General features: G+C 64.7%; 23 protein-coding genes and 1 tRNA gene. 10 read left to right on the top strand and 14 right to left on the bottom strand.

Annotation, left to right across the window (positions count from 1 at the left end; translation table 11 throughout):
- Positions 1–78: 78 nt before the first annotated feature.
- On the bottom strand, positions 79–576 hold the full coding sequence (locus CS1GBM3_RS12540; RefSeq protein ID WP_139247910.1) for a hypothetical protein: 498 nt from the start codon (positions 574–576) through the stop codon (positions 79–81).
- A 141-nt stretch (positions 577–717) separates the two neighbouring features.
- On the opposite strand from CS1GBM3_RS12540, the gene CS1GBM3_RS12535 reads away from it, so the two are divergent.
- On the top strand, positions 718–1347 hold the full coding sequence (locus CS1GBM3_RS12535; RefSeq protein WP_139247909.1) for a hypothetical protein: 630 nt from the start codon (positions 718–720) through the stop codon (positions 1345–1347).
- A gap of 385 nt (positions 1348–1732) precedes the next feature.
- Here the strand turns inward: CS1GBM3_RS12535 and CS1GBM3_RS12530 are convergent, their stop codons facing one another.
- Genes CS1GBM3_RS12530 through CS1GBM3_RS12520 form a run of 3 tightly spaced genes read right to left on the bottom strand, consistent with a single transcriptional unit; the run spans position 1733 to position 4462 of the window.
- Positions 1733–2608, bottom strand: a complete 876-nt coding sequence (locus CS1GBM3_RS12530) for an SDR family oxidoreductase (protein ID WP_072395691.1) — start codon at positions 2606–2608, stop codon at positions 1733–1735.
- Entirely contained in the window at positions 2605–3750 is a 1146-nt protein-coding gene (gene queG / locus CS1GBM3_RS12525) for a tRNA epoxyqueuosine(34) reductase QueG (RefSeq protein ID WP_072395689.1), read from the bottom strand. Before queG ends, CS1GBM3_RS12530 begins: the two co-directional genes overlap by 4 nt.
- A 16-nt stretch (positions 3751–3766) precedes the next feature.
- Positions 3767–4462, bottom strand: coding sequence for a glutathione S-transferase family protein (locus CS1GBM3_RS12520; protein ID WP_072395688.1), 696 nt, complete (start codon positions 4460–4462; stop codon positions 3767–3769).
- Between the two features lie 163 nt (positions 4463–4625).
- On the opposite strand from CS1GBM3_RS12520, the gene CS1GBM3_RS12515 reads away from it, so the two are divergent.
- Positions 4626–5423, top strand: coding sequence for an undecaprenyl-diphosphate phosphatase (locus CS1GBM3_RS12515; protein ID WP_072395687.1), 798 nt, complete (start codon positions 4626–4628; stop codon positions 5421–5423).
- Positions 5424–5468: 45 nt separating this feature from the next.
- Here CS1GBM3_RS12515 and CS1GBM3_RS12510 read toward each other — a convergent pair whose 3' ends face one another.
- The 5 genes from CS1GBM3_RS12510 to CS1GBM3_RS12490 all read right to left on the bottom strand — a co-directional run bounded on the left by CS1GBM3_RS12510 (position 5469) and on the right by CS1GBM3_RS12490 (position 12098).
- Positions 5469–5933 carry a PTS sugar transporter subunit IIA gene (locus CS1GBM3_RS12510; RefSeq protein ID WP_072395686.1) on the bottom strand — a complete coding sequence of 155 codons (465 nt, stop codon included), beginning with the start codon at positions 5931–5933 and terminating at the stop codon, positions 5469–5471.
- 603 nt (positions 5934–6536) lie between these two features.
- A complete protein-coding gene (rpoN, locus tag CS1GBM3_RS12505; RefSeq protein WP_072395685.1) occupies positions 6537–8063 on the bottom strand; it encodes an RNA polymerase factor sigma-54 in 1527 nt (508 codons plus the stop codon).
- A gap of 182 nt (positions 8064–8245) precedes the next feature.
- Positions 8246–9094, bottom strand: a complete 849-nt coding sequence (gene lptB, locus CS1GBM3_RS12500; RefSeq protein WP_072395684.1) for an LPS export ABC transporter ATP-binding protein — start codon at positions 9092–9094, stop codon at positions 8246–8248.
- A gap of 70 nt (positions 9095–9164) precedes the next feature.
- A complete protein-coding gene (lptC, locus tag CS1GBM3_RS12495) occupies positions 9165–11186 on the bottom strand; it encodes an LPS export ABC transporter periplasmic protein LptC (protein WP_171946490.1) in 2022 nt (673 codons plus the stop codon).
- Between the two features lie 291 nt (positions 11187–11477).
- A complete protein-coding gene (locus CS1GBM3_RS12490) occupies positions 11478–12098 on the bottom strand; it encodes a ribonuclease D (RefSeq protein ID WP_072395682.1) in 621 nt (206 codons plus the stop codon).
- A gap of 225 nt (positions 12099–12323) precedes the next feature.
- On the opposite strand from CS1GBM3_RS12490, the gene CS1GBM3_RS12485 reads away from it, so the two are divergent.
- Both CS1GBM3_RS12485 and CS1GBM3_RS12480 read left to right on the top strand, forming a co-directional pair.
- Positions 12324–13730 carry a DUF2793 domain-containing protein gene (locus CS1GBM3_RS12485; protein WP_072395681.1) on the top strand — a complete coding sequence of 469 codons (1407 nt, stop codon included), beginning with the start codon at positions 12324–12326 and terminating at the stop codon, positions 13728–13730.
- Between the two features lie 188 nt (positions 13731–13918).
- Positions 13919–15067, top strand: a complete 1149-nt coding sequence (locus CS1GBM3_RS12480; protein WP_139247908.1) for an ATP-grasp domain-containing protein — start codon at positions 13919–13921, stop codon at positions 15065–15067.
- 12 nt (positions 15068–15079) lie between these two features.
- Here the strand turns inward: CS1GBM3_RS12480 and CS1GBM3_RS12475 are convergent, their stop codons facing one another.
- From CS1GBM3_RS12475 to CS1GBM3_RS12465, 3 genes are all read right to left on the bottom strand, one after another.
- A complete protein-coding gene (locus CS1GBM3_RS12475; protein ID WP_139247907.1) occupies positions 15080–15631 on the bottom strand; it encodes a hypothetical protein in 552 nt (183 codons plus the stop codon).
- 207 nt (positions 15632–15838) lie between these two features.
- Positions 15839–16564 (bottom strand): hypothetical protein, encoded by a 726-nt coding sequence (locus tag CS1GBM3_RS12470; RefSeq protein WP_139247906.1) that lies wholly within the window; start codon positions 16562–16564, stop codon positions 15839–15841.
- Positions 16565–16707: 143 nt separating this feature from the next.
- Positions 16708–16792: transfer RNA gene (locus CS1GBM3_RS12465), tRNA-Leu, on the bottom strand.
- A gap of 248 nt (positions 16793–17040) precedes the next feature.
- Here CS1GBM3_RS12465 and CS1GBM3_RS12460 point away from each other — a divergent pair.
- Complete coding sequence (locus tag CS1GBM3_RS12460) at positions 17041–18024, top strand: complex I NDUFA9 subunit family protein (protein ID WP_072395676.1); 984 nt, start codon at positions 17041–17043, stop codon at positions 18022–18024.
- Between the two features lie 23 nt (positions 18025–18047).
- The gene (locus tag CS1GBM3_RS12455) at positions 18048–18836 is read left to right on the top strand and encodes a DUF2939 domain-containing protein (RefSeq protein ID WP_072395675.1); all 789 of its coding nucleotides are present in this window, start codon (positions 18048–18050) and stop codon (positions 18834–18836) included.
- A gap of 9 nt (positions 18837–18845) precedes the next feature.
- On the opposite strand, the gene CS1GBM3_RS12450 is transcribed toward CS1GBM3_RS12455, so the two are convergent.
- Positions 18846–19508 (bottom strand): tetratricopeptide repeat protein, encoded by a 663-nt coding sequence (locus CS1GBM3_RS12450; protein WP_072395674.1) that lies wholly within the window; start codon positions 19506–19508, stop codon positions 18846–18848.
- A 163-nt stretch (positions 19509–19671) separates the two neighbouring features.
- On the opposite strand from CS1GBM3_RS12450, the gene coaBC reads away from it, so the two are divergent.
- The 4 genes from coaBC (at position 19672) to CS1GBM3_RS12430 (ending at position 24083) form a co-directional block, all read left to right on the top strand.
- Positions 19672–20934, top strand: coding sequence for a bifunctional phosphopantothenoylcysteine decarboxylase/phosphopantothenate--cysteine ligase CoaBC (gene coaBC / locus CS1GBM3_RS12445; RefSeq protein WP_072395673.1), 1263 nt, complete (start codon positions 19672–19674; stop codon positions 20932–20934).
- A gap of 5 nt (positions 20935–20939) precedes the next feature.
- Positions 20940–21485, top strand: coding sequence for a dUTP diphosphatase (dut, locus tag CS1GBM3_RS12440; protein WP_072395672.1), 546 nt, complete (start codon positions 20940–20942; stop codon positions 21483–21485).
- 146 nt (positions 21486–21631) lie between these two features.
- The gene (gene cysK / locus CS1GBM3_RS12435; RefSeq protein WP_072395671.1) at positions 21632–22627 is read left to right on the top strand and encodes a cysteine synthase A; all 996 of its coding nucleotides are present in this window, start codon (positions 21632–21634) and stop codon (positions 22625–22627) included.
- Positions 22628–22682: 55 nt separating this feature from the next.
- Positions 22683–24083: a PDZ domain-containing protein gene (locus CS1GBM3_RS12430; RefSeq protein ID WP_072395669.1), complete on the top strand. Its 1401-nt coding sequence runs from the start codon at positions 22683–22685 to the stop codon at positions 24081–24083.
- A 57-nt stretch (positions 24084–24140) separates the two neighbouring features.
- Here CS1GBM3_RS12430 and CS1GBM3_RS12425 read toward each other — a convergent pair whose 3' ends face one another.
- Positions 24141–25343: a pyridoxal-phosphate-dependent aminotransferase family protein gene (locus CS1GBM3_RS12425; RefSeq protein WP_072395667.1), complete on the bottom strand. Its 1203-nt coding sequence runs from the start codon at positions 25341–25343 to the stop codon at positions 24141–24143.
- Positions 25344–25350: the final 7 nt, after the last annotated feature.

Below are 25350 nucleotides of genomic sequence, written 5' to 3'. Positions count from 1 at the left end.
TCAACGAAAGGGCGCCATCTCGATCGGATGGCGCCTTTGCATTGATGTCCGCGGGACGTTGTTTTGAAAGGGCAGCTTTCAGAACCGCGTCGGGATCAGAGCGGTGGACGGGCGCGCCGAGAGGCCGCTGGCGAGAGCCGCCTCCAGCGCCTCGGCGCCGGCCTGCTCGGCGATGTTCTCCGGCACGACCCAGGCCCGCCACGTGCGGGCTGTGTAGACCTTGGCGCAGGTGAGCGTGCCGCCCGTGACGCGGCACGACGGGTCGGCCTCAAGGGGCAGGAATTCCCTTCGGTCGTGGCGCAGGATGCGCAGGTCGACCGGCTGCACGGTTGCAACACGAGATTTGAGGTCGATGTTGCGGAAGGCGCAGGCGAGGTGGTGGTTGCAGTCGGCGGCGCGAGCCCCGAGCGTGTTGCCTGAGCCAAGAACCTGTAGCCGACGCTTGGCGGATGCAGTCTCGTCTGAGCCGCCGCTGATCCAGCATGTCGGGCCCGAGCACAGGACAGGGTCGGCCGTCTTCTTGCCGTAGCGGCGGATGCCGCGCGTGCCCGGCTCCATGACCAGCAGCACTGTCACGCGCGTAATTGTGGGGGCGGCGCCTGTTAGAGGGGGCCGCGGCACGGACTGCGTTCCATGATCGGCAAGAGTGTTGGCTGCCGGAGGTGGTACACCGAGACCCATCGGCCGTTCAGCAAGGTGCTTCGCATCCTCTTTGCGTTGCTCGTCGAGGCGCAGGAGGCGGTCGGTCAGGCGGTGATGCTCGGCTTCGCGCGCAGCGACGAGGGCTTTTTCTCTTTCGTCCGCGAGGCGTTTCTCCTCAGCGATGCGGCGTTCGTCGGCTTGGCGCTCTTCCTCTGCGCGGCGCTGTTGCTCGGCCATGTATTTTTCGCGAGCGATACGCTGGTCCTCGGCGAGACGACGGGCCTTCTCGGCGCGCTCGGCCTCTTCGCGCTGCTGGGCAAGGCGCTGCTCTTCCGCACGGCGTGCCTCTTCGGTGAGGCGTTCTTTGTCTGCGACCCGGCGCTCCTCGGCTTGGCGCTCTTCCTCTGCGCGGCGCTGCTGCTCGGCCATGTATTTTTCGCGGGCGATGCGCTGTTCCTCGGCGAGACGTTGAGCCTTCTCGGCACGTTCGGCTTCCTCGCGCTCCTGGGCAAGGCGTTGCTCTTCCGCGCGGCGTACTTCTTCAGCCTGACGTTTTTCTTCGGCGATGCGCTGCTCCTCGACGAGACGCTGTTCCTCCGCAAGGCGCGCGGCATCCTCCTCGGCGCGGGCTTTGTCCTGGGCGGCCTTGCGCTCGACGGCTTCCCGGCGCGCGCGTTCCAGCATCTCGGTTTCTTCCGCCGCTAGCCGCTTTGCGTCTTCCGCCTTTTTGCGTGCGGCTTCCGCTTTCTTCCGCTTGGCTTCCTCCGCCTTGCGCTTGGCCTCGGCGACTTGGCGCTTCTCCGCATCTTCCTTGCGCTTTGTTTCCTCGCGCTCCGCGCCGCCGGCAAACTTCTCGGCAATGGCGTGTGCGGCCTTGTCGGTAGCCGTGGCAGGGCCGGGGACGGCAAAAGAAAAGCCCACGACCATGGCCGTGAGCGGGGCACACCTTCGGATTGTCATGGCACGACCTGGACTTGGAAAAAGGAATGACATGCAATACGCCTGAACGGAACGAGCCGCGCGTCAGCAGGTATTGCAGCATTCTCCACCGCGATTTCGGCAACAAGTTGGATGAATGCTGACAGTCCGTTCAGGATTCGAGCGCGACGAGGATCGCGGCGACGCCTTCGCGATAGCTCGGATAGCGCAGCGTGACGCCGAGATCGTCCCGGATGCGCTGGCTGCTCACGCGGCGATTCTCGCTGTAGAAGCTGCGGCCCATCGGTGAGAGCGGTGCTTCATCGAACGGAATTTCTGGCGGTGGCGCGACGCCAAGCAGATGCGCGGCGTGCTCGACGACCACTTGCGGCGGCGACGGCTCGCCGTCGGTGACATTGTAGAGCGCATGCGTGCCGCGCCCGTCCGCTGCGGCTTCGAGCACGGTCGCGATGTCATCGACGTGGATGCGGTTAAAAACCTGGCCGGGCTTCACGATGCGGCGCGCCGTGCCATCGCGGATGTCCTCGATAACGCTGCGGCCTGGACCGTAAATGCCGCCGAGGCGAAACACCTGCACGGTCTTGCCGTAGGTGCGGCCGAAGGCGAGCCAGTCGTCCTCGGCAGCGAGACGGCGGCGCGTACGATCGGAGCCGGGGTGCGGCATCGCCGTCTCGTCGACCCATTCGCCGCAAGAGTTGCCGTAAACGCCGATGGTGGAGAGGTAGCCGATCCAGCCGAGGCGGGTGGCGTCTGCGAGGTTGCGGCCGTGGTGACGCAGTGTGGGATCGCCCGCTGCGTCAGGGCCGGCGGAGATCAGCACGTGCGTCGCGTGGGCGATGGCATCACCCGCGTCGTGTGATGGCTCCTCGCCGTCGAACAGGAATGCGTCGTAGCCGAGGTTTTTGATGCGCTCGACGCCTTCGCGCGTGCGCGCGGTGCCGGCGACCTGCCAGCCCAGGGCACGCACGCGGCGGGCGAAGGCTTCGGCGGTGTAGCCGAGGCCGAAGCAGAACAGGCGTCGGTTCATGCCCACTCCCTCGCAACATCGGGATCAGGCTCGGCCGGTGCGTGGCGGTCGCGGGCGGTTCCGATGGCCTCGGCGGGTGCGAGGCGCCGATAGGCCCAGACGGCCATGGCGCGAACGAGCGGCGAGGCGTCGTTCAGCAATGTCTCGACCAACGGCAGCAGAGCAGGATTATGGGAGTTGCCGGCTGCGATCAGGCAGTTGCGCACGACGCGATCACGGCCTGTGCGTTTGACGGGCGTGCCGCGGAAGCGGGCGCGGAAGGCTGCATCGTCGAGCGTGAGAAGGTCGGCAAGCGGCGGGTTGTCGAGCTCATGTTTTATCTCGAGGCGGCTTTCGTGCGCCGCGGCGGCGAACTTGTTCCACGGGCAGACGGCGAGGCAGTCGTCGCAGCCGAAGATGCGGTTGCCGATCGGCTCGCGGAACTCTTCGGGGATGTGGCCCTTGTGCTCGATGGTCAGGTAGGCGATGCAGCGGCGCGCGTCGAGCTGATAGGGCGCCGGGAAAGCGTTGGTCGGGCAGACGTCGAGGCAGCGGCTGCAGCTCCCGCAATGGTCAACCTCCGGGGCGTCAGGCTCGAGATCGGCGGCCGAGAGAACCGCGCCGAGGAAGAACCAGGATCCGCCGTCGCGCGAGACGAGGTTGGTGTGCTTGCCCTGCCAGCCGATACCGGCGGCGGCGGCCAGCGGTTTTTCCATCAAGGGGGCAGTGTCGACGAAGACCTTCACGGGGGCGCCGGTGTCGCGCTCGATGAGGCCGGCCAACTCCTTCAGCTTGCCCTTCATGACATCATGATAGTCGCTGCGCTTGGCATAGGTGGAGATAATGCCGATGTGCCGATTAGTTAGTGCCTGCATCGGATCCGTCTCGGGGGCGTAGCTCATGGCCAACATGACGACCGAGCGCACCTCCGGCCAAAGTGTGCGCGGGTCGCCGCGCCGCTCGGCGTTGGCGGCCATCCAGTCCATGGTGCCGTGGCGACCTTTGGCGAGGAACGCCCGCAGCCGGCCGGCGGCTTGAGGGATGGCGTCGGGGCGCGTGATGCGCATGCTCTCGAAGCCGAGCGCGTGCGCGCGATCGGCCAGTGCCGCCTTGAGGTCGGCGCCAGCTCGCGGGCGGCTCAGCGTCTCGGAGGTTTGCATCATCGCAGCACTCTGCGCCTCAGAAGTCGAGGTCGGCATACACCGGCGCCGGGGCGATGCCGGGCATGCGGTCGGACAGCAACGTGCGGAACGACGGCCGGGATTTCATGCGCATGTACCACGCCTTTGCCGCCGGATACGTGTCCCAGGGAATCTCACCGAGGTAATCGATCGTCGAAAGATGACCGGCTGCGGCGAGGTCTGCGAAGCTCCGCTCGTCGCCGGCGAGCCAACGGCGGTCATGCGCGAGATGGTTCACGTAAGCGAGATGATAGCGGATGTTGGAGCGAATGGCGCGTAGCGCGCTCGGATCCGGTGCGGGTGCCTGGCCTTGCATCAGGTGCCCATAGACGCGCTCGATGAGCAGCTCGCGTGTCACCTCGCGATCGAGCTTGCCGTGGAACCAGTCAACGAGGCGGCGCTGCTCTGCCTGATCATCGAGCGAGCCGACGAACAGAGGTGCTCGGGGTGTTGCTGCTTCGGTGTTTTCCGGGAGCGCTGCGAAATACTCCGAAATGGCATATGCCCCGCAGAGGGTGGGGCCGCCGTCCAGCTCGAGCACAGGCAACTCGCCCGCGGGGTTCAATGCCAGAAACTCCGGACGCCATTCCCAGGGGCGCTCATCCGCCAACGTAGCCTCGAGACCAAGCTCGGCCAGCGCAAGACGGATCGAGCGCGATCTCGGGCAGAGCCTGAACTGCGTCAACGTGTGCATGGCTTCCTAGGTGAAATCTAAAGGGTCGCGCGTTTCAGTGTCATGAGTGCGCCGCGCCCGAACCGTATCCTCGTTTCTTTAAACGTGCTACCGAGCCTTCCCACCTTCCGCCTCTTCCGAGTTCGATCGCAAGCCCCCCTTCACATCCGGAGAGCCTCGTCCCATGCCGATTTGGCAAGCTATCCTGCTCGGTTTTTTGGAAGGACTTACGGAATTTCTGCCTGTCTCGTCCACGGGCCACATTCTGCTTGCCGGTCATTTTCTCGGTTTCGAGTCCCCCGGCAAGACATTCGAGGTGCTGATCCAGCTCGGGGCGATCCTCGCCATCGTCTATGTCTATTTCGGGCGCCTCATCCACATGGCTTACACGTTGCCTAGTGATCCTACCGTGCGCCGGTTCGTTGCGGGATTGTTCGTAGCCTTTCTGCCGGCGGCGTTTTTTGGCGTCATTCTGCATGCCTTCATCAAGGAGGTGCTGTACGAGACGCCGGTTCTCATCTGCGTGATGCTGATCGTTGGCGGTATTCTGCTGCTCGGCCTCGATAAGCTGAAGCTCGAAACCCGCTACAGCGATGTTGCGGCCATTCCTCCGTCGCGCGCCTTTGGCATCGGTCTCTTCCAGTGCCTGGCACTCATACCGGGCGTCTCCCGCTCCGGATCTACGATCGCCGGTGCGCTGCTGCTCGGCGCAAACAAGAGAACGGCTGCGGAGTTCTCGTTCTATCTCGCCCTGCCCACGATGGCGGGTGCCTTCGTCTACGACCTCTACAAGAACTGGGAGCGGCTCCACGTGGAAGACGCTTTGCCGATCTCGGTCGGGTTCGTGATGGCGTTCGTCACGGCCGTTGCGGTCGTGAAGCTGGCGCTCGACTTCATCGGGCGCCACGGGTTCACGCCGTTTGCCTGGTGGCGGATCGTGGTCGGCTTGGCGGGGCTCGCGGCGCTCGCGGTCTACGGCTAAGAGCCGAGGCGGCAATGCCTGCCGCCTATTTCTGCTGATCGTGGCTCAGGCCGCGTGAGACGCGGCAGGCAGTGTCAGAGCGTGTTTCAAGCTCTGCAGATCGGGCGCCGAGCGCAGGCGCTCGAGCGCTGCCGGCTCGCGGACCAGACGCGAGATCTTGGCCAGCGCCTTCAGATGATCGCCGCCGGCGTGATCGGGTGCCAGCAGTAGGAAGATCAGGTCGACAGGCTCGTCGTCCTGGCTCTCAAAATCGATCGGTTTCACGAGGCGTGCGAACAGGCACACGATGCCCGAAAGACCCTGCAACTTGACGTGCGGCACGGCGATGCCGCGGCCAAGCCCCGTCGAGCCCAGGCGCTCGCGCTGAACCAGCGTATCGTAGATCAGGCGCTGGTCGATCTGGGTTGCTTCGGAAGCGTGCGCGGACAGCTCCTGAAGCGCCTGCTTCTTGCTGGTCGCTTCGAACGCGGGATAGATCCCGCCGGGTGCCAATAGATCGCTTAAATCCATGTGTCCGATCCCATCGGGTCAGTGATCGACTGCCTTGGCTGCCGATCGTCGTCTAGTCTCCGGCGCGCCCCAGCCCCCTCGGCGCGGGCTGCGGTTGCACGCCATGCCCTCTACGCTCGATACGCTTCAGTTCCTGCACCAAAAGTCAGTCTTGCACACATCGTGCCGTACGACGACGAGCGGGATGTCAAACGTCACAAACAGGCTTGCTGCACGCTTGTTCCACTCGCTGCCAAAGGCCCACCTTTCCTTCGCCTATCGGCGTTCCCACCCCTAATCGCCCCGCTTCAGCGGTTGGCGCGGTCGTTTACAACGTTCACTTGATCTTGTGGTTCGTTTTGCGGTGTTTCATCGGTGCTTTGCTCCGCGCATGCCGGTCTCCCCACATGCTGTTCACGACTCACCTGTCCCTATTCGCAGACAGCTTGTCGGGGCGCCCCGCAACGCCCGATATCATAGACTTTCTGTAATTATTACAATTCTTTGTCCGGTCCCCTGTGCATCGGGTAGCCTTGTCCGGGGACGCTAGATCGGACCGTCCGGGGAGTCAATCCTGCGGCGCGACAGAGGAGTGAGCGCCCGCGAAAGAAAGGGGAAAATCCGTCAGCGCGCAATCCGCTCGGCCAGGCGCTTCTCGCGGCGGCGCTGCACGGATGAGGGGATGCGCATGGCCTCTCGATACTTGGCCACCGTGCGGCGCGCGATGTCGATGCCCTCGGCCTTCAGGCGCTCGACGAGCTTGTCGTCCGAGAGGATGCTGCGCGCGCTCTCGCCGTCGATCATCTGGCGAATTCGGTGGCGAACAGCCTCGGATGAGTGCGCTTCGCCCTCGCAGGCGGACTGGATGGCGGAGGTGAAGAAGTACTTCAGCTCGAAGATGCCGCGGGGCGTCGCCATGTACTTGTTCGAAGTGACGCGCGAGACGGTCGATTCGTGCATCGAGATGGCGTCGGCGACGGTCTTGAGGTTCAGCGGCCTCAGATGCTGCACACCGTATGTAAAGAAGGCATCCTGCTGGCGCACGATCTCCTCGGCGACCTTGAGGATGGTTCGGGCGCGCTGATCGAGGCTTTTGACAAGCCAGTTCGCCGTCTGCAGACAATCGAGCAGATAACCTTTGTCCTTCTCGGTACGCGCCGTGCGGTTGACCTCGGCGAAGTAGGTGCGGTTGACCAGGACGCGGGGTAGCGTGTCGCTGTTGAGCTCGACCAGCCAGCCGCCGTCGGATGCGGCGCGCACGAGCACGTCGGGAACGACAGGCTGGAGCTGAACGGAGCCGAATCGCAGACCTGGCTTCGGGTTCAGCCGCTTGATCTCCTCGATCATCTCGGTGATCTCGCTCATGTCGGCGCCGACGGCCTTGCGCAGGGCCGCCATGTTGTGCGCGGCGAGCAGGTCGAGGTTGTCGAGAAGGGCGGCGATCTGGGGATCGTAGCGGTTCTGCTCCTTGAGCTGGAGCGCGAGGCACTCGGCGAGGGATCGCGCGAAGACGCCGGCCGGCTCGAACGTCTGCAGTTTGGCGAGCACGGTCTCGACCAGCGCGAGCGGGGCGCCGAGCTTTACCGCGAGTTGATCGAGATCCGCCTGCAGGTAGCCCGCTTCGTCGACCATATCGATCAGGTACTGGCCGATGAGACGCTCTACGAGATCGTGCACGACGAGGGGGAGCTGCTCGCTCAGGTGATCGCGGAGAGACGGTTCGCTGGAGACGAAGGTCTCGGGGTTGATGTCGTCGATGTCGATGCTGCTCGTGCGCTGGCGCAGGCTGGCCCAGCCGGAGTCCAGTCCGTCAGCCGCCATGCCGGGAGCGGCATCGCTATCGGACCCGTCGAAGTCGCCGTCGAAGCTATCGGATGGTTCCGCGACCTGCTTGCCGAGGTCCAGCCATTCCTCCTCGCCCGCGCTCTCGCTGCGCTCGACCGGCGTGTCGCCGTCCGGCTCGCGCTCGGCCTTCGGCGCGGTGTCTGACGCGTCGTCGATCTCGAGCAGCGGATTGCGCTCGAGCTCGGTCTCGACGAACTGGCTCAGCTCAAGGTTGGACAGCTGAAGCAGACGGATGGCCTGCTGCAACTGGGGTGTCATCACCAGTTGCTGGCCTTGCCTCAACTCGAGCTTTGCGCTCAACGCCATGCTAGACCTTCAGGCTCCGGCTTCTGGAGGCCGCCGAGCGTACACGCCCACGGTTCGGCCCGGGCCGACATTCCTCAGGTTGCATGATGCTCATGCATCTCGACGTCGGCGCGCAAAGGGTCCCCGCACGGTCCTGGCTCGTGGCGCCCTGTTCCAGAACAGGCTCGAGCCCCAGGCTATACTCAACGGGCGTTAACGAACATATCCCCCAGATAGACGCGCCGGACATCTTCATTGGCTATGATTTCCGCGGGCTTACCCTGTGTCAGAACGTGACCATCGTAAATGATGTAGGCCCGGTCGATTAGGCTCAGTGTCTCGCGGACGTTGTGGTCCGTGATCAGGACGCCGATGCCGCGGTCTGTCAAGTGCCGCACGAGCTCCTGAATGTCACCGACCGCGATGGGATCGATGCCGGCGAACGGCTCGTCGAGCAGGATGAAGGAGGGACGCGAGGCGAGCGCGCGCGCGATCTCGCAGCGGCGCCGCTCGCCGCCCGAGAGCGCCATAGACGGTGACTTCCTCAGCCGCGTGATGTGGAACTCCTCGAGCAGGCTGTCGAGCTGCTCCTTGCGGCGTCTGCGGTTGGGCTCGACCAGCTCAAGCACGGCCATGATGTTCTGCTCGACCGTCAGGCCACGGAAAATAGACGCTTCCTGGGGCAGGTAGCCGATGCCGAGACGCGCGCGGCGGTACATTGGCAGCGGTGTCACGTCCTGGCCGTCGATCGTGATGCGGCCGGCGTCGGCCGGCACGAGGCCGGTGATCATGTAGAACACGGTGGTCTTGCCGGCGCCGTTGGGGCCGAGCAGGCCCACGGATTCGCCGCGGCCGACGGCGAGGCTGACGCCGCGCACGACCATGCGCTTCCTGTAGCTCTTCTGCACGTTGTCGACGACGAGCCAGCCCTGGTGGGCAGCATAGGCTTCGTCCATCGAAGCATAGCCGTAGCCGTTCGCGCCGCCGACATGACCGGCGTACGGATCAGGCTCCGGCAGGGCCGGCTTCGGTTTCAGGGGCCACAACCTCATGCGGGTGGTCTGCCGTGTTCAGGATGCATCGGGAAAGCTCGCCCATTCGAGCCGGTTTCGGCAGGGGCTGTCAATTCGCAGGACCGCCCGCGCTGCCGTCAGGGGCGGCCGTGGCGGACCAACCGTCCACGGAATCGGTATTCGACGGGGCTTTGGCCTTGCCTTTGCTGGCCCCGCCTTTTTTCTCCTGCATCTCCTCGGGGAAGAATACGGCGCTTGCGCGGCCTTTGCTCGCGGGGGCTGCCTCGGCGGGCGCGTTGGTCGTCCAGCCCCCGCCTTTGGGCGCCGCGACCGTGTTCTGAGGCGCGGTGTCGATCTTGCTCTCCCCGGTCGTCATGTCGATGACGAGGCGCGTGCCGCGAACCATGTTCTTGCCCTTCGACAGCACGACGTTGCCCCCCATGACGATGCGGTTGGCCTTGGCGTCGAAGTCGGCCCAGTCGCCAGTAGCCTTCTGGCCGTCGGAGGCGGTGACATGGACGTTCCTGCGTGCCTCGATGCGCGTCAGCTCGGCGGCGGCGCCGCCGTTCTTCGAGGCTCCCGGATTGGCGGCTTCGACGAGGCCTGCCTGGCCCGAATAGAAGGCGGACAGCTCGGCGCATTGGATCTTGAACGAATCCTGCTCGGCGTTGACCTCGCCGCGGAAGACCGCAACCTTTCGCGTGTCGTCGACATCGAGTGAGTCGGACGTGAGGTTGACCGGTGCGTTGGGATCCGTGCGGAACGAACCGAACGCGCCCGCACCCTGGCTGCTCCCAGCGGCTGCCTTGGTGGCCGTGCCATTGCCGTCGCCGCTGCGCAGGAGGCGCGCGCTGATGCGGCCCGGGCCGGCGGTCGCTTCGGGCGGCCTCGTCAGCCGGGCGGTGCCGGCCGTGCGGTTGATCGCGAGGTGACCACCGCGCAACTCGTTGCCACCCTGTGTGATCGTGACATCTCCGATCAGCGCGATGGTGCCGTCGGCTTCGTTGATCTCGACGCGCCGGCCGACGGCGCGCCGGTCGGTGCCCGAGGTCATGACGACGTTGCCGACAAGAACGGCCGTTTCGGCCAGGGCGTCGAAGTCGGCGCTCTCGCTCGTGACCACGTCACCGTTCTCGCGCTGCATGACGACCGGTGCCTTGGCGATGATGCGTTTCAGCTTGCCGGCTGGCGATGCCGCACCGGTGGCGGGCTTCGGCTCGGCGCTGCCGCCCATCATGCCTTCGCCTTCATAGATGACCTGGAGCTCGGGCGTGGTCATCGTGGAGCCGGCCTGCTCGGCGCGCACGTTGCCAGTGAACAGCGCCGTCTTGTCAGTGTCGCTGATGTCGAGGCGCTGGGCAGCGATGTTGATGGGGCCGCTCGACGGCGTGAACAGAGTGCCGCCTTCTGCGGCGGCGGGCGCGCCCTCGACGGGAACGCTCTTGTTGCTGTCGGCGGGCGGGGTCAGCACGACCGCGACCTCCTCGGCGAACGTTGCCTCGCGCGCCTTCTGGCGTAGCGTCATGCGCTTCGAGCGCACGGAGCCGTTCGGGAACTCGACGAGGACCGGCTCCTCCGAGGTCAGCAAGTCCTCCTTGGTAAGGATCGTGGCACGCGTGAGCCGAGCCTTGAGGCCGCTTTGGGAGTCGACGTTGATCTGCTCGTAGAGGTCGAGCAGGTTCTTCTCGTTATTGAAGATGCCGCGCTTGGCCGTGATGTCCGTGCGCGTCTTGTCCGGCTGGTAGACCTCGCCCGTGATGTCGTTCAGCGTGACGACGCCGGGGATCGTCAGATCCTGTTGCGCCGTCTTGGCCGTGAAGACATAGCTGCCGCCATCTTTGTTGAAGCCCTCGTAGCGCGGGTTCTTCATGGCAAGGTCCTCGGGCAGGATCTTGCGGATCGAGATGCCGCTCAGCGTCTCCTGGCCGACGAGGCCCGCCGTCTGCACGATCGAGAGCGCGTAGACACCAAGCAGCGCCACGGCGGTCAGCGGAAAGGCGATGCGCAAAGTGCGCACGAGCGCCGTGCGGCGCCCCGCGCTGCGGAACTCCTTCGTGCGGTCAACCTCCATGACGATGCCATCGCCGGGCCGACCGCTTCCGATCATGCTGATTGACTGGTCAGCGGTCATGACCATTGGGGTTCCCCCGCGTTCCGCCTCACTGGTCCTTCCCTGCGCGAACGCGCGACTGTCGGCCGGTGGAGACCGGAGCGATGCAGCGTTGCACGGGCGAAGATCTTCGGCTCCCCCGTTTCAACGAAATGCGAAGGATGCCAGATCTCTGTCTTGCCGTGCTTCTGTCGAGAACCGGTATCCGCACTTTTCAAAGCACCCTCGACCATCGCCCGCGAATGGGGTGACATTGGGACTGATCGACGGGCTTTTTATCAGCAATTTCCGTCCCGCGAGCCTGGCTTTTGCTCAGTGTGCGAAAATGTCCACGTCTTCGTAGCCCGCGAGATCGAGCTTGGCGCGGGTCGGCAGGAACGAGAAGGCGGCGGTGGCGAAGGCTTCGCGCCCCTCGCGCGCCAGCATGACGTCGAGCTTCTCCTTCAGCGCGTGCAGGTGCAGCACGTCGGCGGCGGCGTAGGCGAGCTGCTGCTGGGTCAGCGTCGGCGCGCCCCAGTCGGAGCTCTGCTGCTGCTTCGACAGCTCGACGCCGAGCAGCTCGGCCGCAAGATCCTTGAGGCCGTGGCGATCGGTGTAGGTGCGTACCAGCTTGGAGACGATCTTGGTGCAGTAGACGGGCGCGACCATCACGCCGAGGTAGCGCTCGATCGCGGCTAGGTCGAAGCGCGCGAAGTGGAAAATCTTGAGCACGCCGGGGTCGGTCAGCAGTGCCTTGAGGCGCGGGGCGTCATACGTGGCGCGGTCGAGCTGCACCAGATGCGCCGTGCCGTCGCCGGCCGAGAGCTGGACCAGGCATAGTCGATCGCGATGCGGGTTGAGGCCGAGGGTCTCGGTATCGATCGCGATGCTGTTCTTGAAGGTGAGGCCCGCGGGCAGGTCGCCCTTATGGAGCTTGATCGTGGGTGCTGACATCGATGTGGCCTCGCGTGCACGTGACGGCTCGGCAAAGGTTGGCGCAACCTATTGAAACGTATTATTTAATCCGAAATGCCGTGTGGGCGGTGTACCGGTTCCGCCGGGTAAAAGCAAGGGCGCGCCCCGCGTCGTCCGCTGAAATCTCCGGCGGGGCGTACTTTATCCTCGCTTCGAGCGGCTCGGCGATAGTGAGCGCAGATCTGGCGCAAAAGCTTCCGGCCCATGGACGAGACCACGAACCTCAAACTTCCTTACATCCTCGCGGCACAGTCGCAGAAGCATGTGACGCACAACGAGGCTCTGCGCGCGCTCGACGCCGTCGTTCAGCTCGCCGTCGCGGACAAGGATCTGGCGACGCCGCCCGGGTCGCCGGCCGAGGGGAGCCGCTACATCGTTGCCGCCGGCCCGAGCGGAAGCTGGAGCGGGCGCGCCGGTCAGATCGCGGCTTATCAGGATGGTGCCTGGGCGTTCTATGAGCCGCAGGCCGGATGGCAGGCCTGGGTTGCGGACGAGAGCGCCTTTTATGTCTTCGATGGTGCGGAATGGGCTGCCGCCAGCGCGCTGCCCGTTCCGATGCTGGGGGTCAATGCCAGCCCGGACGAAACCAACCGGGTGGCGGTGGCGAGCCCAGCGTCTCTGTTCGACCACGAGGGCGCAGGCCATCAGCTCAAGATCAACAAGAACGCGCCCGCCGATACCGGCAGTGTGCTGTTCCAGACGGACTACTTGGGCCGCGCGGAATTCGGGCTCGCCGGTGACGACAATTTCCATGTGAAGGTCAGCGCTGACGGCAGTCTCTGGCATGAGGCCATCGTCATCGACAGGGCCACGGGCGCGGTGGCGCATCCGCTCACGCCGAGCCGCGAGGTTCTGACGGCCAACCGCACCTACTATGTCCGCTCCGACGGCAGCGACAGCAACGATGGGCTCGCCGACAGCGCTGGTGGTGCGTTCCTGACGATTGCCAAGGCCATAAGCACGGTCGCTGCGCTCGATCTCTCCATTTACAACGTCACGATCCAGCTCGGGAATGGGACGTGGAGCACGGGACCTGTGGTCAGCGCTCCCTGGATCGGTCAAGGCACCGTCACGCTGAGGGGCGATCCGGCAACGCCGGCCAATGTCACTATTGCCGGCGCTATTGCTGCTCATGTCCAGAACATCGCGTCAAAATTATCGCTGACCGGCCTCACGATCGCCGGGACATCCCATGGACTCGTCGCTGCAAATGGCGGCTTGATAAATGTCGGTGCCGGTATCGTCTTTGCCGGGAGTCCTTCGACTGCGCATCTACGTGCCAACGGTCCTGGAAGCCAGATCGAGGTCACCAGCAATTACACGGTGACGAGTGGTTCCGCGCGCCATCTCATGCTTTCGCCAGGCGGCTACATCAACCTCTTCGGCCGAACGATCACCCTCTCCGGTACGCTGAACTTCTCGACGGCATTCGCGCAATGCGACCGCTGCGGAATCCTGAACTGCACGTCCGCAAGCTTCACCGGAGGCACGATCACCGGCAAGCGCTATGACGTTTCGATGAACGGCGTGATTGCGACAGGCGGTGGAGGGGCGAATTTCTTCCCGGGCAGCTCCGCGGGGACCGACTCGATAGGTGGTCAGTACGTATGAGCCTGCTTGCCGGATAAGACCCGTAGCTTGTGCGGGACGATCGTCTTGCAAGCGGGTCTGCGAACGGCCGGATCCAGCCTGCTCGAGGTGAGTCACGCGCAGTGTGCGGAGTTTTGTTGCCGTTCCGCAGAGTTTGAGTATTAATAGCAGGAGTTTTTCATAGTTATATTGTTTCTATTGAGGTTTTTATGGCTACTAATTTTGCTGGGGCTGTGGACGTTATCAGTGGTACCGAGCTTGCCGGATGGTGCGCCTCAAAGACAGGCAAAACCTGCAATGTGACTGTGGCCGTCAATGGTATCGCCCGCGTTGCGTTTCCTGCAGTTGGTTATCGCAAGGATCTTGATCAGCTCAACATTTGTAAGACGGGTGGGGGCTTCCGGTTCGACGTCGCGGGTTTCCTTGGATTTGGAGAGAACGACGTCAAGCTGCTCGATCCGGACGGGGTGCCACTGCCGAATGGGTCGCTGACGATCCAAGACCGCGACGTCATTCTCGGTGACGCAAAACACTTGATCGGCGACGCGTCGGGCCGGGCCATCGGGATATACGGCAACGTAAGTTTTGCGCTCGACTTAAAGCGGGCGTCGGCTCTCAGCAAAATTCTCTACTGCATCGGGGCAACGCCAGTTACAGCACCGGACGGCAGCGAAGAATTCAATATCTGGTTCTGTGACCCTCACAATCCAAAACCGCAAGGCCTGCGGTACTTGATCAACGGCGGGTTCGACGACATCTCGAAATCTGCGGTTGACCGCATCCACAAACAGATTTTTGGCCGCGCACTCTGTGTCGACACGCAAGAGATACGACCCGAAGATATTTACGTCGTAAAGTCAGAAGCCAATGCAACGCACAATGGGCACCTGGTGAAGGGGGTTGACCTCGGAAGCCTGGACCTCAGTGGCTCGGTTGTTCAACGGGTGATTGATAACCGTGCGGACAGCAACACCGTGCGCGATATCCGTGTCGTGATCATCGGCCGGGAAATTCCACTCGTCTATCTCAAGACCCGCCCGCTTGCGAGCCGGTTCTCGAACGCGAATACGGCGGCGGTCATGACCCTCCCGCACAACGTGTTTTCGGAAGACGAGCTGCGGCAGATCCTCAGGTTCTGTCGAACCATCGGCCTCGATTACGGTGAGCTCGATGTGCTGCGCGATGCAGGTGACGGCGATATATGGATCGTCGACGTCAATAATACCCCGTCAGGACCTCCGAATGGCCTCACGAAGGCGGAAGCCAACGTTGCCGTTCGCGAGATGTCTCTCAGCTTCAATCGGCAGTTTCTTTCGCCCGGCCTGTTTTACGCGAGCCGGCTCGACAACGAGGGGTAGGCCGGTTTGGAACTAGGCCGAGACGCGACGATGGGCATCGAGCACTTTCTTCAATGCCTTCGGGTCCGCGTTTTTGCGCTTTACGAAAAAGACCAGCTGTCCGCTGGCGGCAATAGGCCGGGCGAACTCCTCGACGACGTGATAGTGCGGGCGCACCGTGTAATCATGGATGCCGACTACGGCGCACGCATCGAGATGTAGGATTGCTTGCAGAAAGCAAGCGACGCGAAAGCGTCCGTCGACGAGACATAAGTCGAAGGGCGGAAATCCGGGGCGCGTGATTGCGAGCGAATAGGCATCGAAAAGGTGCGCCATGTTTCTGTTGATCGGTGTGCCCCATGCCCCAGTGGGCCCGATATCGACGTGGATCAAGCTTACCTCGGTCGCCGATTCCGCAACCTCTTCCCGAACTCGGTCGATCCAGCTCACATCGCTATCGACGGAATAGACGTGCGATTTGACGAGGCTTGCAGCCAGACACGTGCTGCCTCCCATTCCAAATTCGAAGTACGATGCTGAGGCACGAAGAAAGCTCGAGAACAGATCGATCTCTGGTTGGCTCATCGTGATCTTCAGCATTCTCGAACCTATTTGAGCGTGCCCGCGGGGCGGGGACGACAGTTTTGGCAAATTGGCCGCGGCAATACGGCATAGTTCCGCTCAGCGAGCAAGTGCGCGCCGCTGAACGTTGCAGTCTTGGAGTTTTGCTGACGCTGGAGAAATCTCGGATGCAGAGGCTGAGGGGTTCGCACGCGATCTTGTATGGGACGGCTAACGCACTTTTGCTAGCGCGGTCGGCGTTGCAGGCATCCCGTAACCAGATCCGTTCTCGAGCCCCGCGCGCCGCATGGCCAGCCACACAGCCAACGTGCCGAGGAGAAGCTCGGAGCCATCCTCCAGGAGGATCATGAGCACGGCCACCGGCTGCTTTAAAGGATGTCCGAGCAGGGCGCCTGACACAGCACTGTGGAGCATGTCCACGCCGACACCCGCCACCACCAGCGCGACGAGCGTCAGCAGCAGCGGCCGCGCCGCCTTTCGCTGCTCAGGCGTCGATCTCCAAAGTCCAGCCGCGATGCTGGCGAGGACGATCAGGCCTAGTGCGGCCCAGACCAAAAGCTCGCCGATGTCTCGTGCGCGCAGACCGAAGGCAGCACTCAACTCCCATCGTTCCGCAAGCGCCAGGCCTTCCCTTTCGTGGATCCGAAAGGCGTCATCCGCCAGGATGACCAGGAAGGTCACCGCCAACGCCACCCAGACCGCTCCGCTGTCCCGACGGAACGCCCAGACGAGCAGAAGCGCAACGGCGAGCCATTTTCCGTAAAGCAGGAACTCGGGTAACGAATGATCGACGTTGAGCATCAGCCATTGCGCCCGATGGCCTGTTGATCGCCCCGCCAGATGCAGGGCGAGAAAAGCCGAGATGGCTATCAGATCGAGAGCGAGGAGTGCGTGAATAGGAGACGGACGCACAGCGCCCGGGAGCGCGCGAGCCACGAACGTCCTGGTACTGGAAGGCCTGTTCGACAACACCATGGAATGTTACAGAAATGTGACATTCGGTCAAAAGCATGGTGCTCAGGCGATCCGCCTTTTCTAGCGGAGCGAAACCGAAGAGCGGGGCGCTGAATGAATAAGAGTGGTGCCCAGAAGAGGACTCGAACCTCCACGCCTCGCGGCGCTGCTACCTGAAAGCAGTGCGTCTACCAATTCCGCCATCTGGGCAAGCCGACTGGCTTGTGGGCGCCATGAGTTAGGGGCAGCGGCGGACATTGTCAATCGCCGTGGCGTCTCGCCAGCGCGCCCGTGTACGGCTGTATGTCAGCCGGCGGGCAGAGTTTGGGCTGGCCAGGGTTCGGGCCGTTGGGCTAGACCCGTGAGCAAGCGCGTTCCTCGGATGTGCCGGTGGGTCAGGAGCGCGTCGTCACTTGATGCGGGGCCTCTCGGTTTTGGGGCGGGGGAGGAAAGCGGCGATGGCAGCGCAAGGCGGCAGCAACGAACTCGTCACGATTTTCGGCGGATCCGGCTTCGTGGGGCGGCATACCGTCCGGGCCTTGGCAAAAAAAGGCTACCGGATCCGGGCCGCGTCCCGGCGTCCCGACCTTGCCGGCTATCTGCAACCGATGGGCGACGTGGGGCAGATCCAGCCCGTACAGGCGAACCTGCGGTACCCTGACTCCGTGCGGCGCGCTGCCGAGGGCGCGCATATCGTGATCAACAGCGTCGGCATCCTGGCCAGCGGCGGCGCGCAGACCTTCAAGGCCTTGCACGACGAGGGCGCGCGCGCCGTTGCGCGGGCGGCGCGGGAGGCGGGCGCGCGGTGCCTCGTGCACATCTCGGCGATCGGGGCCTCGGCCGCCTCGCCTGCGCAGTACGCACGCACGAAGGCGGCCGGCGAAGCGGCCGTGCTCGAGGAATTTCCCGGAGCCATCATTGTGCGGCCCTCGATCGTGTTCGGTCCAGAGGACGACTTCTTCAACCGGTTCGCCGCCATGGCGCGAATCTCGCCGGCGCTGCCTCTGGTGGGCGGCGGGCGCACGCGCTTTCAGCCGGTCTTTGTCGGCGATGTGGCGGCGGCCATCGCTCACGCGGTGCAGGGCAGCGGGAAGCCGGGCGAGGTCTATGAGCTTGGGGGGCCGGAGGTGTTGTCGTTCCGCGAGATCCTCGAACGGACACTCGAATATGTGGGGCGCAAGCGCGGGTTTGCACCGCTGCCGTTCTGGCTTGCCAAGCTGATGGCGCTCGCGACGTGGCCGCTGCCGAATGCGCTGCGCCCGCTGACGTACGATCAAGTGCGTCTCTTGCAATCCGACAACGTGGTCAGCGGCGCGGCGTCGAAGGAAGGGCGGACGCTCGCCGGCCTTGGTGTCGCGACGGCGCAATCCATCGAGACGATCGTGCCGGGGTATCTCGAGCGCTTCAGGCCGAAGGGGCAGTACTCGCACTACCGGGGTTAAAGCACTTTCGAGTGGGGGAGATCATGAGCCGGTCGCGCGGGAAGTCCGTCTTCAGTCTGCTCAAGACGAGGTCGCTCGGGACCATTGGCGTTCTCGCGGCTGGCGCCTTCTATGTCGCCTGGCCGCTTTATGCGGGCTACGAGATCAAGTCGTCGCTCGATAGCCAGAACGTCGCCGGGCTCAACGCGCACATCGATTTTCCGAGCGTGCGGGTCTCGCTTCGGCCAGCCGTGACGGAGAGGGTCGAGGCGGTGCTGACGGATGCGCTCAAGCGCGCAGGAGCGGCGGGTGGCGCGCTCGGCGATCAGATCAAGGCGAGCATCGCGCCGCGCATCGTCGATGGCGTGCTGGCGGTTCTGGTGACTCCCGAGATGCTGATCCGTCTGCATGCGAGCGGGAAGAGCCTCAAGGAGGCGCTCGAGGCTATGGTGATGGAGCGGGCGTCCGGGGCGCAGGGGCTCGGCGGATTTGCGATCGTAGCGCAGGAGCAGGGCCCGGGTGGTGCGGGGCAGCGCGGGATCGACGAGATCGCGAACGCACTCGGGATCGACGCGGACACGGTGTTGGGAGGTGGCACGGGTGCGGCGGCTGCAAGTGAGGCCGCATCGGGTGCGCCCGCCGAACTGTTGCAGGTGAAGGGCGGCAAGACGCCCGACTACGGCATCGGAAACATCAAGCACTTTACATTCTCGGGGCCTCTCGGGCTTTCGTTCGGCATCGCGCGCGATCCGAAAGCGCGCAAGCCGGAGCTGACCGCCGACCTCACGTTCGTCGACGGCTCGTGGAAGCTCACGGGGCTGGTGCCGGACTAAGCGCGTCGCTTAAGACGTGGCGGCGCGGCATTCCTCGTCGGCGGGAAGCGGGTCGCAGGACTTCGAGTTGACGCAGATCTCGAGCGCGCGGCGAACGTCGCGCGTGTAGAGTCCGTCGATGGGGCCTTTGTAGATGCCGTTCGCTTCAAGCCCGCACTGGTAGAGCTTGACCAAATGCTCGCCGCCGTAGCGCATGGCCTGCTCGTAATCGCGCAGCGCCGCGACGGGCTCGCCGAGCGCCTGGCGGATGTGGGCGCGCGTGTCGTAAGCGTGAGGGCTCGCGGGCGCGAGGGTAAGTGAGCGCTCGACGTCCGAGAGGCCCTCCGTCATGCGATCGAGCTTATAGAGCACCCAGGCGCGGTTGTTCAGCGCCATGGCGGAGGCCGGATCGAGCTTGATGGCCATGTCGTAGTCGGGCAGCGCCTCGGCCAGCGACCCCTGCAGCGACAGGGCCAGCGCTCGCATGGCATAGGCCAGGCTCTTGGTGCCGGCGTCGAGATAGGGGTTCTCGATCAGGTCGGAACAGCCGGCGATGCGCCGCTCGTTATTCTCGCTGAAGCACTCGGCGATGGTGTTGGACGAGGCGCCCGACGAGGCCGTGCAGGCCACGACGAGGGCCGCAATGGCGAGGAGGGCGCGCCGGCAATGACCTTCCAGAGCTCGTAGCGACATCGGTAACCATCGGATTTCGCCTCCCGATCGGCAGAAGGCCAGTTTATGTTACCACGGAAATCTATGTTATGGACCGGCCGCAAATGCGGCGTGTCTCCGTCTGCGGGCTCTGTGGCCGCAGCTCTGTCGAACCTTAAATGAAGCGGGCCGGGCCCGGGATCCCATGAAGCGCGTTTTGCTCATTATCGGCGGTGGTATTGCCGCCTACAAATGCCTCGATCTCATCCGCCGTCTCAACGAGCGCAGGATCGCCGTGCGTTGTGTCATGACGCAGGGGGCGCAACAGTTCATCACGCCGCTCGCGGTGGGTGCGATCAGCAACGAACGCGTGGCGACGGATCTGTTCGACCTCGAGGGCGAGCGGGAGATCGGCCATATCCGCATGGCGCGTGAGGCGGATCTCGTGGTCGTCGCGCCGGCGACGGCGGATCTGATGGCGCGCATGGCGCAGGGACACGCCGATGATCTGGCGACGGCGGTGCTGCTCGCAACGCGCGCGCCGGTGCTCGCGGCGCCAGCGATGAACCCCGCAATGTGGAGTCACCCGGCGACGCAGCGCAACGTGCGGCAGCTCGAGGCGGACGGTGTGCAGTTCATCGGCCCCAATGCCGGCGAGATGGCGGAGAAGGGCGAGGCGGGCGTCGGGCGTATGGCGGAAGTTCGCGAGCTCGTGGCGCGCATCGAGGAGCTATTGGCAAGGGATAGCGGCGGCGAGTTCGGGTTCCTGAACGTGACGGGCACGCGTTCCACTCGGCCGCTATTGGCAGGGCGCCATGTGCTTGTCACCAGCGGTCCGACGCATGAGCCGATCGATCCCGTGCGCTACATCGCCAATCGCTCGTCGGGCAAGCAGGGTCATGCCATCGCGGAGGCCGCGCGGCGGCTCGGGGCGCGCGTGACGCTGATCTCGGGTCCGGTGCAGCTTGCGGATCCCGAAGGCGTCGAGGTACGGCACGTCGAGACGGCTGTCGAGATGCTGGAAGCGGTAGATGCGGCCTTGCCGGCGGACATCGCGGTATTTGCCGCCGCGGTAGCCGATTGGCGCGTGAAGACGCCGCAAGGCGGAAAAATCAAGAAGGCGGCCGATGCGGCGCCTCCGGCGCTGGCGCTGGTCGAAAACCCCGACATTCTCGCAACCATTGCCAAGCGCGGATCGCGCCGCCCGATGCTTGTCATCGGGTTCGCGGCGGAAACGCAAACGGTGGTCGAGAATGCGCAGGCCAAGCTCAAGTCGAAGGGCGTCGACTGGATCGTCGCCAACGACGTATCGGAGGAGAACGGCGTTTTCGGCGGCGAGAGCAATCGCGTGCACCTCGTTACGGCGAGCGGCGTCGAGGACTGGCCGGAGCTAACCAAGGCAGAAGTGGCGGATGCGCTTCTCAAGCGCGCGGCGGCGTATCTGGCTGAGAACCGGGAATCAGTGTGACGGGCATGGCGAGGGACGAGGGGGCTGACAGGCGCGCGGCCGCAGAGGCGGTCGTGATACGCGTTGCGGTACTGGAGCACGGCAAGCGGCTACCGCTGCCGGCGTATCAATCCGACGGAGCGGCGGGGCTCGATCTCGTGGCGGCGGTTGGCGCCAAGGAGACGGTCGTGATCGCGCCCGGTGCGCGGGCGCTCATTCCCACTGGTCTCTCGCTTGAGTTGCCGGCCGGCTACGAAGGGCAGGTGCGGCCGCGCTCGGGGCTGGCGCTCAAGCATGGGGTCACTGTCTTGAATAGTCCGGGCACGATCGATTCGGACTATCGCGGCGAAGTGAAGATCATTCTGGTCAATCTCGGGGAGGCGTCGTTCGCCGTCAGTCGCGGCGAGCGAATCGCGCAGCTCGTGATCGCACCAGTGACCCAGGCGAGGCTGGTGCGCGCTCGCCTTATCGGCGAGACGACACGCGGCAGCGGCGGCTTCGGCTCTACGAAGGTCGGCCCGGCAAAAGCCCCGCGAAAGCTCGCGAAACCGCAGAAAACGCGGAAAAAGTAGCCCGTATCAAGAGCTTGATGCGCGATGTTGTCTCAGGTGCCGCGAAGACTCGGTTACGAAAAAACGCGCCTGACCCTTTGGGCAGGCGTGAAAATATGCGAGAAGCAGTTCAATAATCTGATGACAATCTAGGGCGGAGCAGCACGATGAGTGAGGTACTCGAGATCAAGACCCTGAACGCCACCAAGAGCTGGGGCCGCGGTCGGGTCTACGACGACATCACCGAGACGATCGGGCACACGCCGCTCGTGCGCCTCCAAAGGCTCGCCAAAGATGCCGGCGCCAAGGCCGACGTGCTTGTAAAACTCGAATTCTTCAACCCGCTGTCGTCGGTCAAGGACCGCATCGGCGTCGCCATGATCGACGTGCTCGAGGCGGAAGGGAAGATCGCGCCGGGCAAGACGGTCCTGGTCGAGCCGACGTCGGGCAACACCGGAATCGGGCTCGCGTTCGTTGCCGCCGCGCGCGGCTACAAGCTGCTGCTGGTGATGCCCGAATCGATGTCGATCGAGCGGCGCAAGATTCTCGCGCACCTCGGCGCCGAGCTGGTGCTGACGCCTGCCGCGGGCGGCATGCCGGGCGCCATCGACAAAGCCAATCAGCTGCTCGCCGAGACGCCCGGCTCCATTCAGCCGAGCCAGTTCGAGAATCCCGCCAATCCGCTCGTGCACGAGAAGACGACGGCGCAGGAGATCTGGAACGACACGCAGGGCAACGTCGACGTGTTGGTGATCGGTGTCGGCACGGGCGGCACGCTCACCGGATGCGGGCGCGCGCTCAAGACGCTGAAGCCTTCGCTCAAGATCATCGCGGTCGAGCCCGAGGGGAGCCCCGTGCTCTCCGGCGGCGCGCGGGGGCCGCACAAGATTCAGGGTATCGGCGCGGGCTTCGTGCCGAAGGTGCTCGACACCAAGTTCATCGACGAGGTGGTGCGCGTCTCCAACGACAAAGCCTTTGAAACGGCGCGTTTGCTTGCCAAGCAGGAAGGCATTCCCGGCGGCATCTCGACGGGCGCCAACGTGGCGGTCGCGCTCGAGGTTGCGGCGCGCGACGATCTTGCCGGCAAGACGGTGGTGACGTTCGCGCCGTCCTCGGCAGAGCGGTATTTCTCGAGCGAGCTCTTTGTCGAGCCGTCGAAGTAAGCGTTTACTCGTAGTTCAGCGTTGATCGTTTTATCGCATCCATCGAAGGGGTGTTATGCGGTTGCGCCCGTTTTTCGTCTCACATGTGCTGCTCGTGGCCGGGAGTGCGCTCGCCGTGCCTGCGTTTGCGGAGGGTCCACGCTGGACGCCCTTGACCGGCTTCCTGGCGCCGGAAGTGCCTGCGACGCCGACGGAGACGTCGTCGTTCCAGAAGCCGAACGGTCCGAAGGGAGCGACTGCTGCGTCGCTGCGCGGGGTGGCGACGTTGCCGCTCAAGATCACGCTCGGGCGGACAGAGGCGGACGGTCAGCCGCATGGCGATCTCGGCGTCCAGACCCTCGCCGTCGACGGCGATCTGGCGGAAGCGCTTGAGCTTGGCAACGGGCGCGGGGCGCTGGTGACGAGCGCGGCCTCGACGGCGAGCGGAGCCGCGGGGCTGTTGGTCGGCGATATCATCGGCACGATCGATGGGCGCGTGGTCGCGGGGCCTGACGATCTCCTGCGCGCGCTCAAGGCTACCGCCTCGGGCCAGCAGGTGACTGTCGAGGTGCGTCGCGCCGGCAAGGGCGCGGCGGATCTCAAGAAGCTGCTCGTCGAGCGGGCCGATGCCGGCACCGTCGGCGCGGCTGCGAGCCTTGGCCGCTTGCTGTCGCTCGGTGTCGTGCTCGGGCCGAGGAACTACAGCGAGGCGGCCAGCCATTACCTCAAGGCGGCGGAGGCCGGGCATCTGGCGTCCATGACGCGGTACGCGCTGTTTGCCAAGGACGGCATCGGCATGCGCAAGGACGAGGCGCTGGCCGCGCAGTGGTTCCGCAAGGGTGCAGATGGCGGCCAGGATGCGGCCATGACGAATCTCGGCTCGCTTTACGAGACGGGACGCGGTGTGAAGCGTGACTACGGCGAGGCGGCGCGGTGGTATCGCGCAGCGGTCGGTAAAGGCCAGGTCTCGGCGATGCACAGGCTGGCGCTCATGTACGAGACCGGCCGCGGCGTGAAGAAGGATGACCAGGAGGCCGTGAAGCTCTTGCGGCAGGCTTCCAACAAAGGCCTCAGCGAGGCGACGTCGTGGCTCGCCGACAAGTACGAGCAGGGCCGGGGCATCGCGAAGGACGAGACAGAAGCGTTCCGGCTCAATCAGCGCGCGGCGGATCAGGTGCGCCGTTCGGCCGAGCAGGGCAACGCGGTGGCAACGTTCAATCTCGGCATTCTCTACCGGATCGGAAAGGGCGTCGACCGCAGCGATGCGGAGGCAGCCTATTGGGTCGTGCGCTCGCTCAAGCTCGGCGACAAGTATCTCGTGGCTGAGCTAATGCGGAACCCCGACGTGCTCTCGGCCGCCGACCGCAAGTGGATGCAGCAGGTGCTGCGCGACGAGGGCACCTACACGGGGCCGATCAACGGCACCTTCTCGCCCGCCGTGCGCACGGCGATGGAAGCGCTCGCGAGCAAGGCGTGATCAAATAAATCGAGGGGGCGGTGCCCCCTCGATCAAATCTTATTCTTTATTTCTCTGTCAGGCCGCTTTTGCGGTCGCCGGACGGACGCTGTCCGTCAGGTAGGCCATTGCGGCCTGGACGCCGCCCTTCTTGTGCGGCACGCCCGCGAGCTCGAGGCCCATCTCGATGCCGGTCAGGGCGCCGAGCACGGTCAGCTCGTTGGTGTCGCCCAGGTGGGCGATGCGGAAGGCCTTGCCGGCGAGCTTGTTGAGGCCGGTGCCGAGCGACATGTTGAAGGTATCGAGCACGAGCTTGCGGAAGCTCTCGGCGTTGTGGCCGTCGGGCATGAGCACGGTGGTGACCGCCGGGCTGTCGTACTTCGCGTCGCGGCAGTTGACCTCGAGGCCCCACGCGCGCACCGCGGCACGCACCGCCGCACCGAGGCGGAGGTGGCGCTCGAGTACGTTGTCGAAGCCTTCCTCGTGGATCAGGTTGATCGACTCGTCGAGGCCATAAAGCAGCCCCGTTGCCGGCGTGTAAGGCCACCAGCCGTCGGCGTTGAACGCCAGCATGTCGTCCCACGAGAAGTAGGACCGCTTCAGCGTCGCCTGCTTCGAGGCGGCGATCGCCTTCTCGGAGATGGCGGTGAACGACAGGCCGGGCGGCATCATCAGGCCCTTCTGCGAGCCCGAAATCGTCACGTCGAGGCCCCATTCGTCGTGGCGCAGATCGGCCGCGGCGAGACCCGAGATGGAGTCCGTCATGAACAGCGCCGGATGATCGGCGGCATCGATGGCGCGGCGCACCTCGTCGAGGCGCGTCAGGCAGCCGGTCGAGGTCTCGTTGTGGACCACGCAGACGGCCTTGATGGCTTTCGCCTTGTCCTTGCGCAGGTGGGCTTCGATCTCGGCGGCGTCGGCGCCGATGCGCCAGTCAGTCTGGATGACCTCGGCGCGCAGGCCGAGGCGGTCCACCATCTGCTTCCAGAGCACAGCGAACTGGCCGGTCTCGACCATCAGCACGCGATCGCCGGGCGACAGCGTGTTGGTCAGCGCGGCTTCCCAGGCGCCGGTGCCGGACGACGGGTAGATGAGGACGGGGCCTTCGGTCTTGAAGAGTGTGCGGACGCCGGACAGCACACGCTTGCCGAGCTTCTGGAACTCGGGACCGCGGTGGTCGAGGATCTGCCGGGCCATGGCTGCGATGACGCGCTCAGGGATCGGCGTGGGACCGGGAATTTGCAGGAAGTGCCGGCCCGGGCGGCGTGTCTCGTTCGACATCGGTCTT

This window comes from Hyphomicrobium sp. CS1GBMeth3 (genome assembly GCF_900117455.1).
Classification (GTDB): domain Bacteria; phylum Pseudomonadota; class Alphaproteobacteria; order Rhizobiales; family Hyphomicrobiaceae; genus Hyphomicrobium_C.
This window is presented reverse-complemented; position numbering and strand designations above follow the sequence as displayed.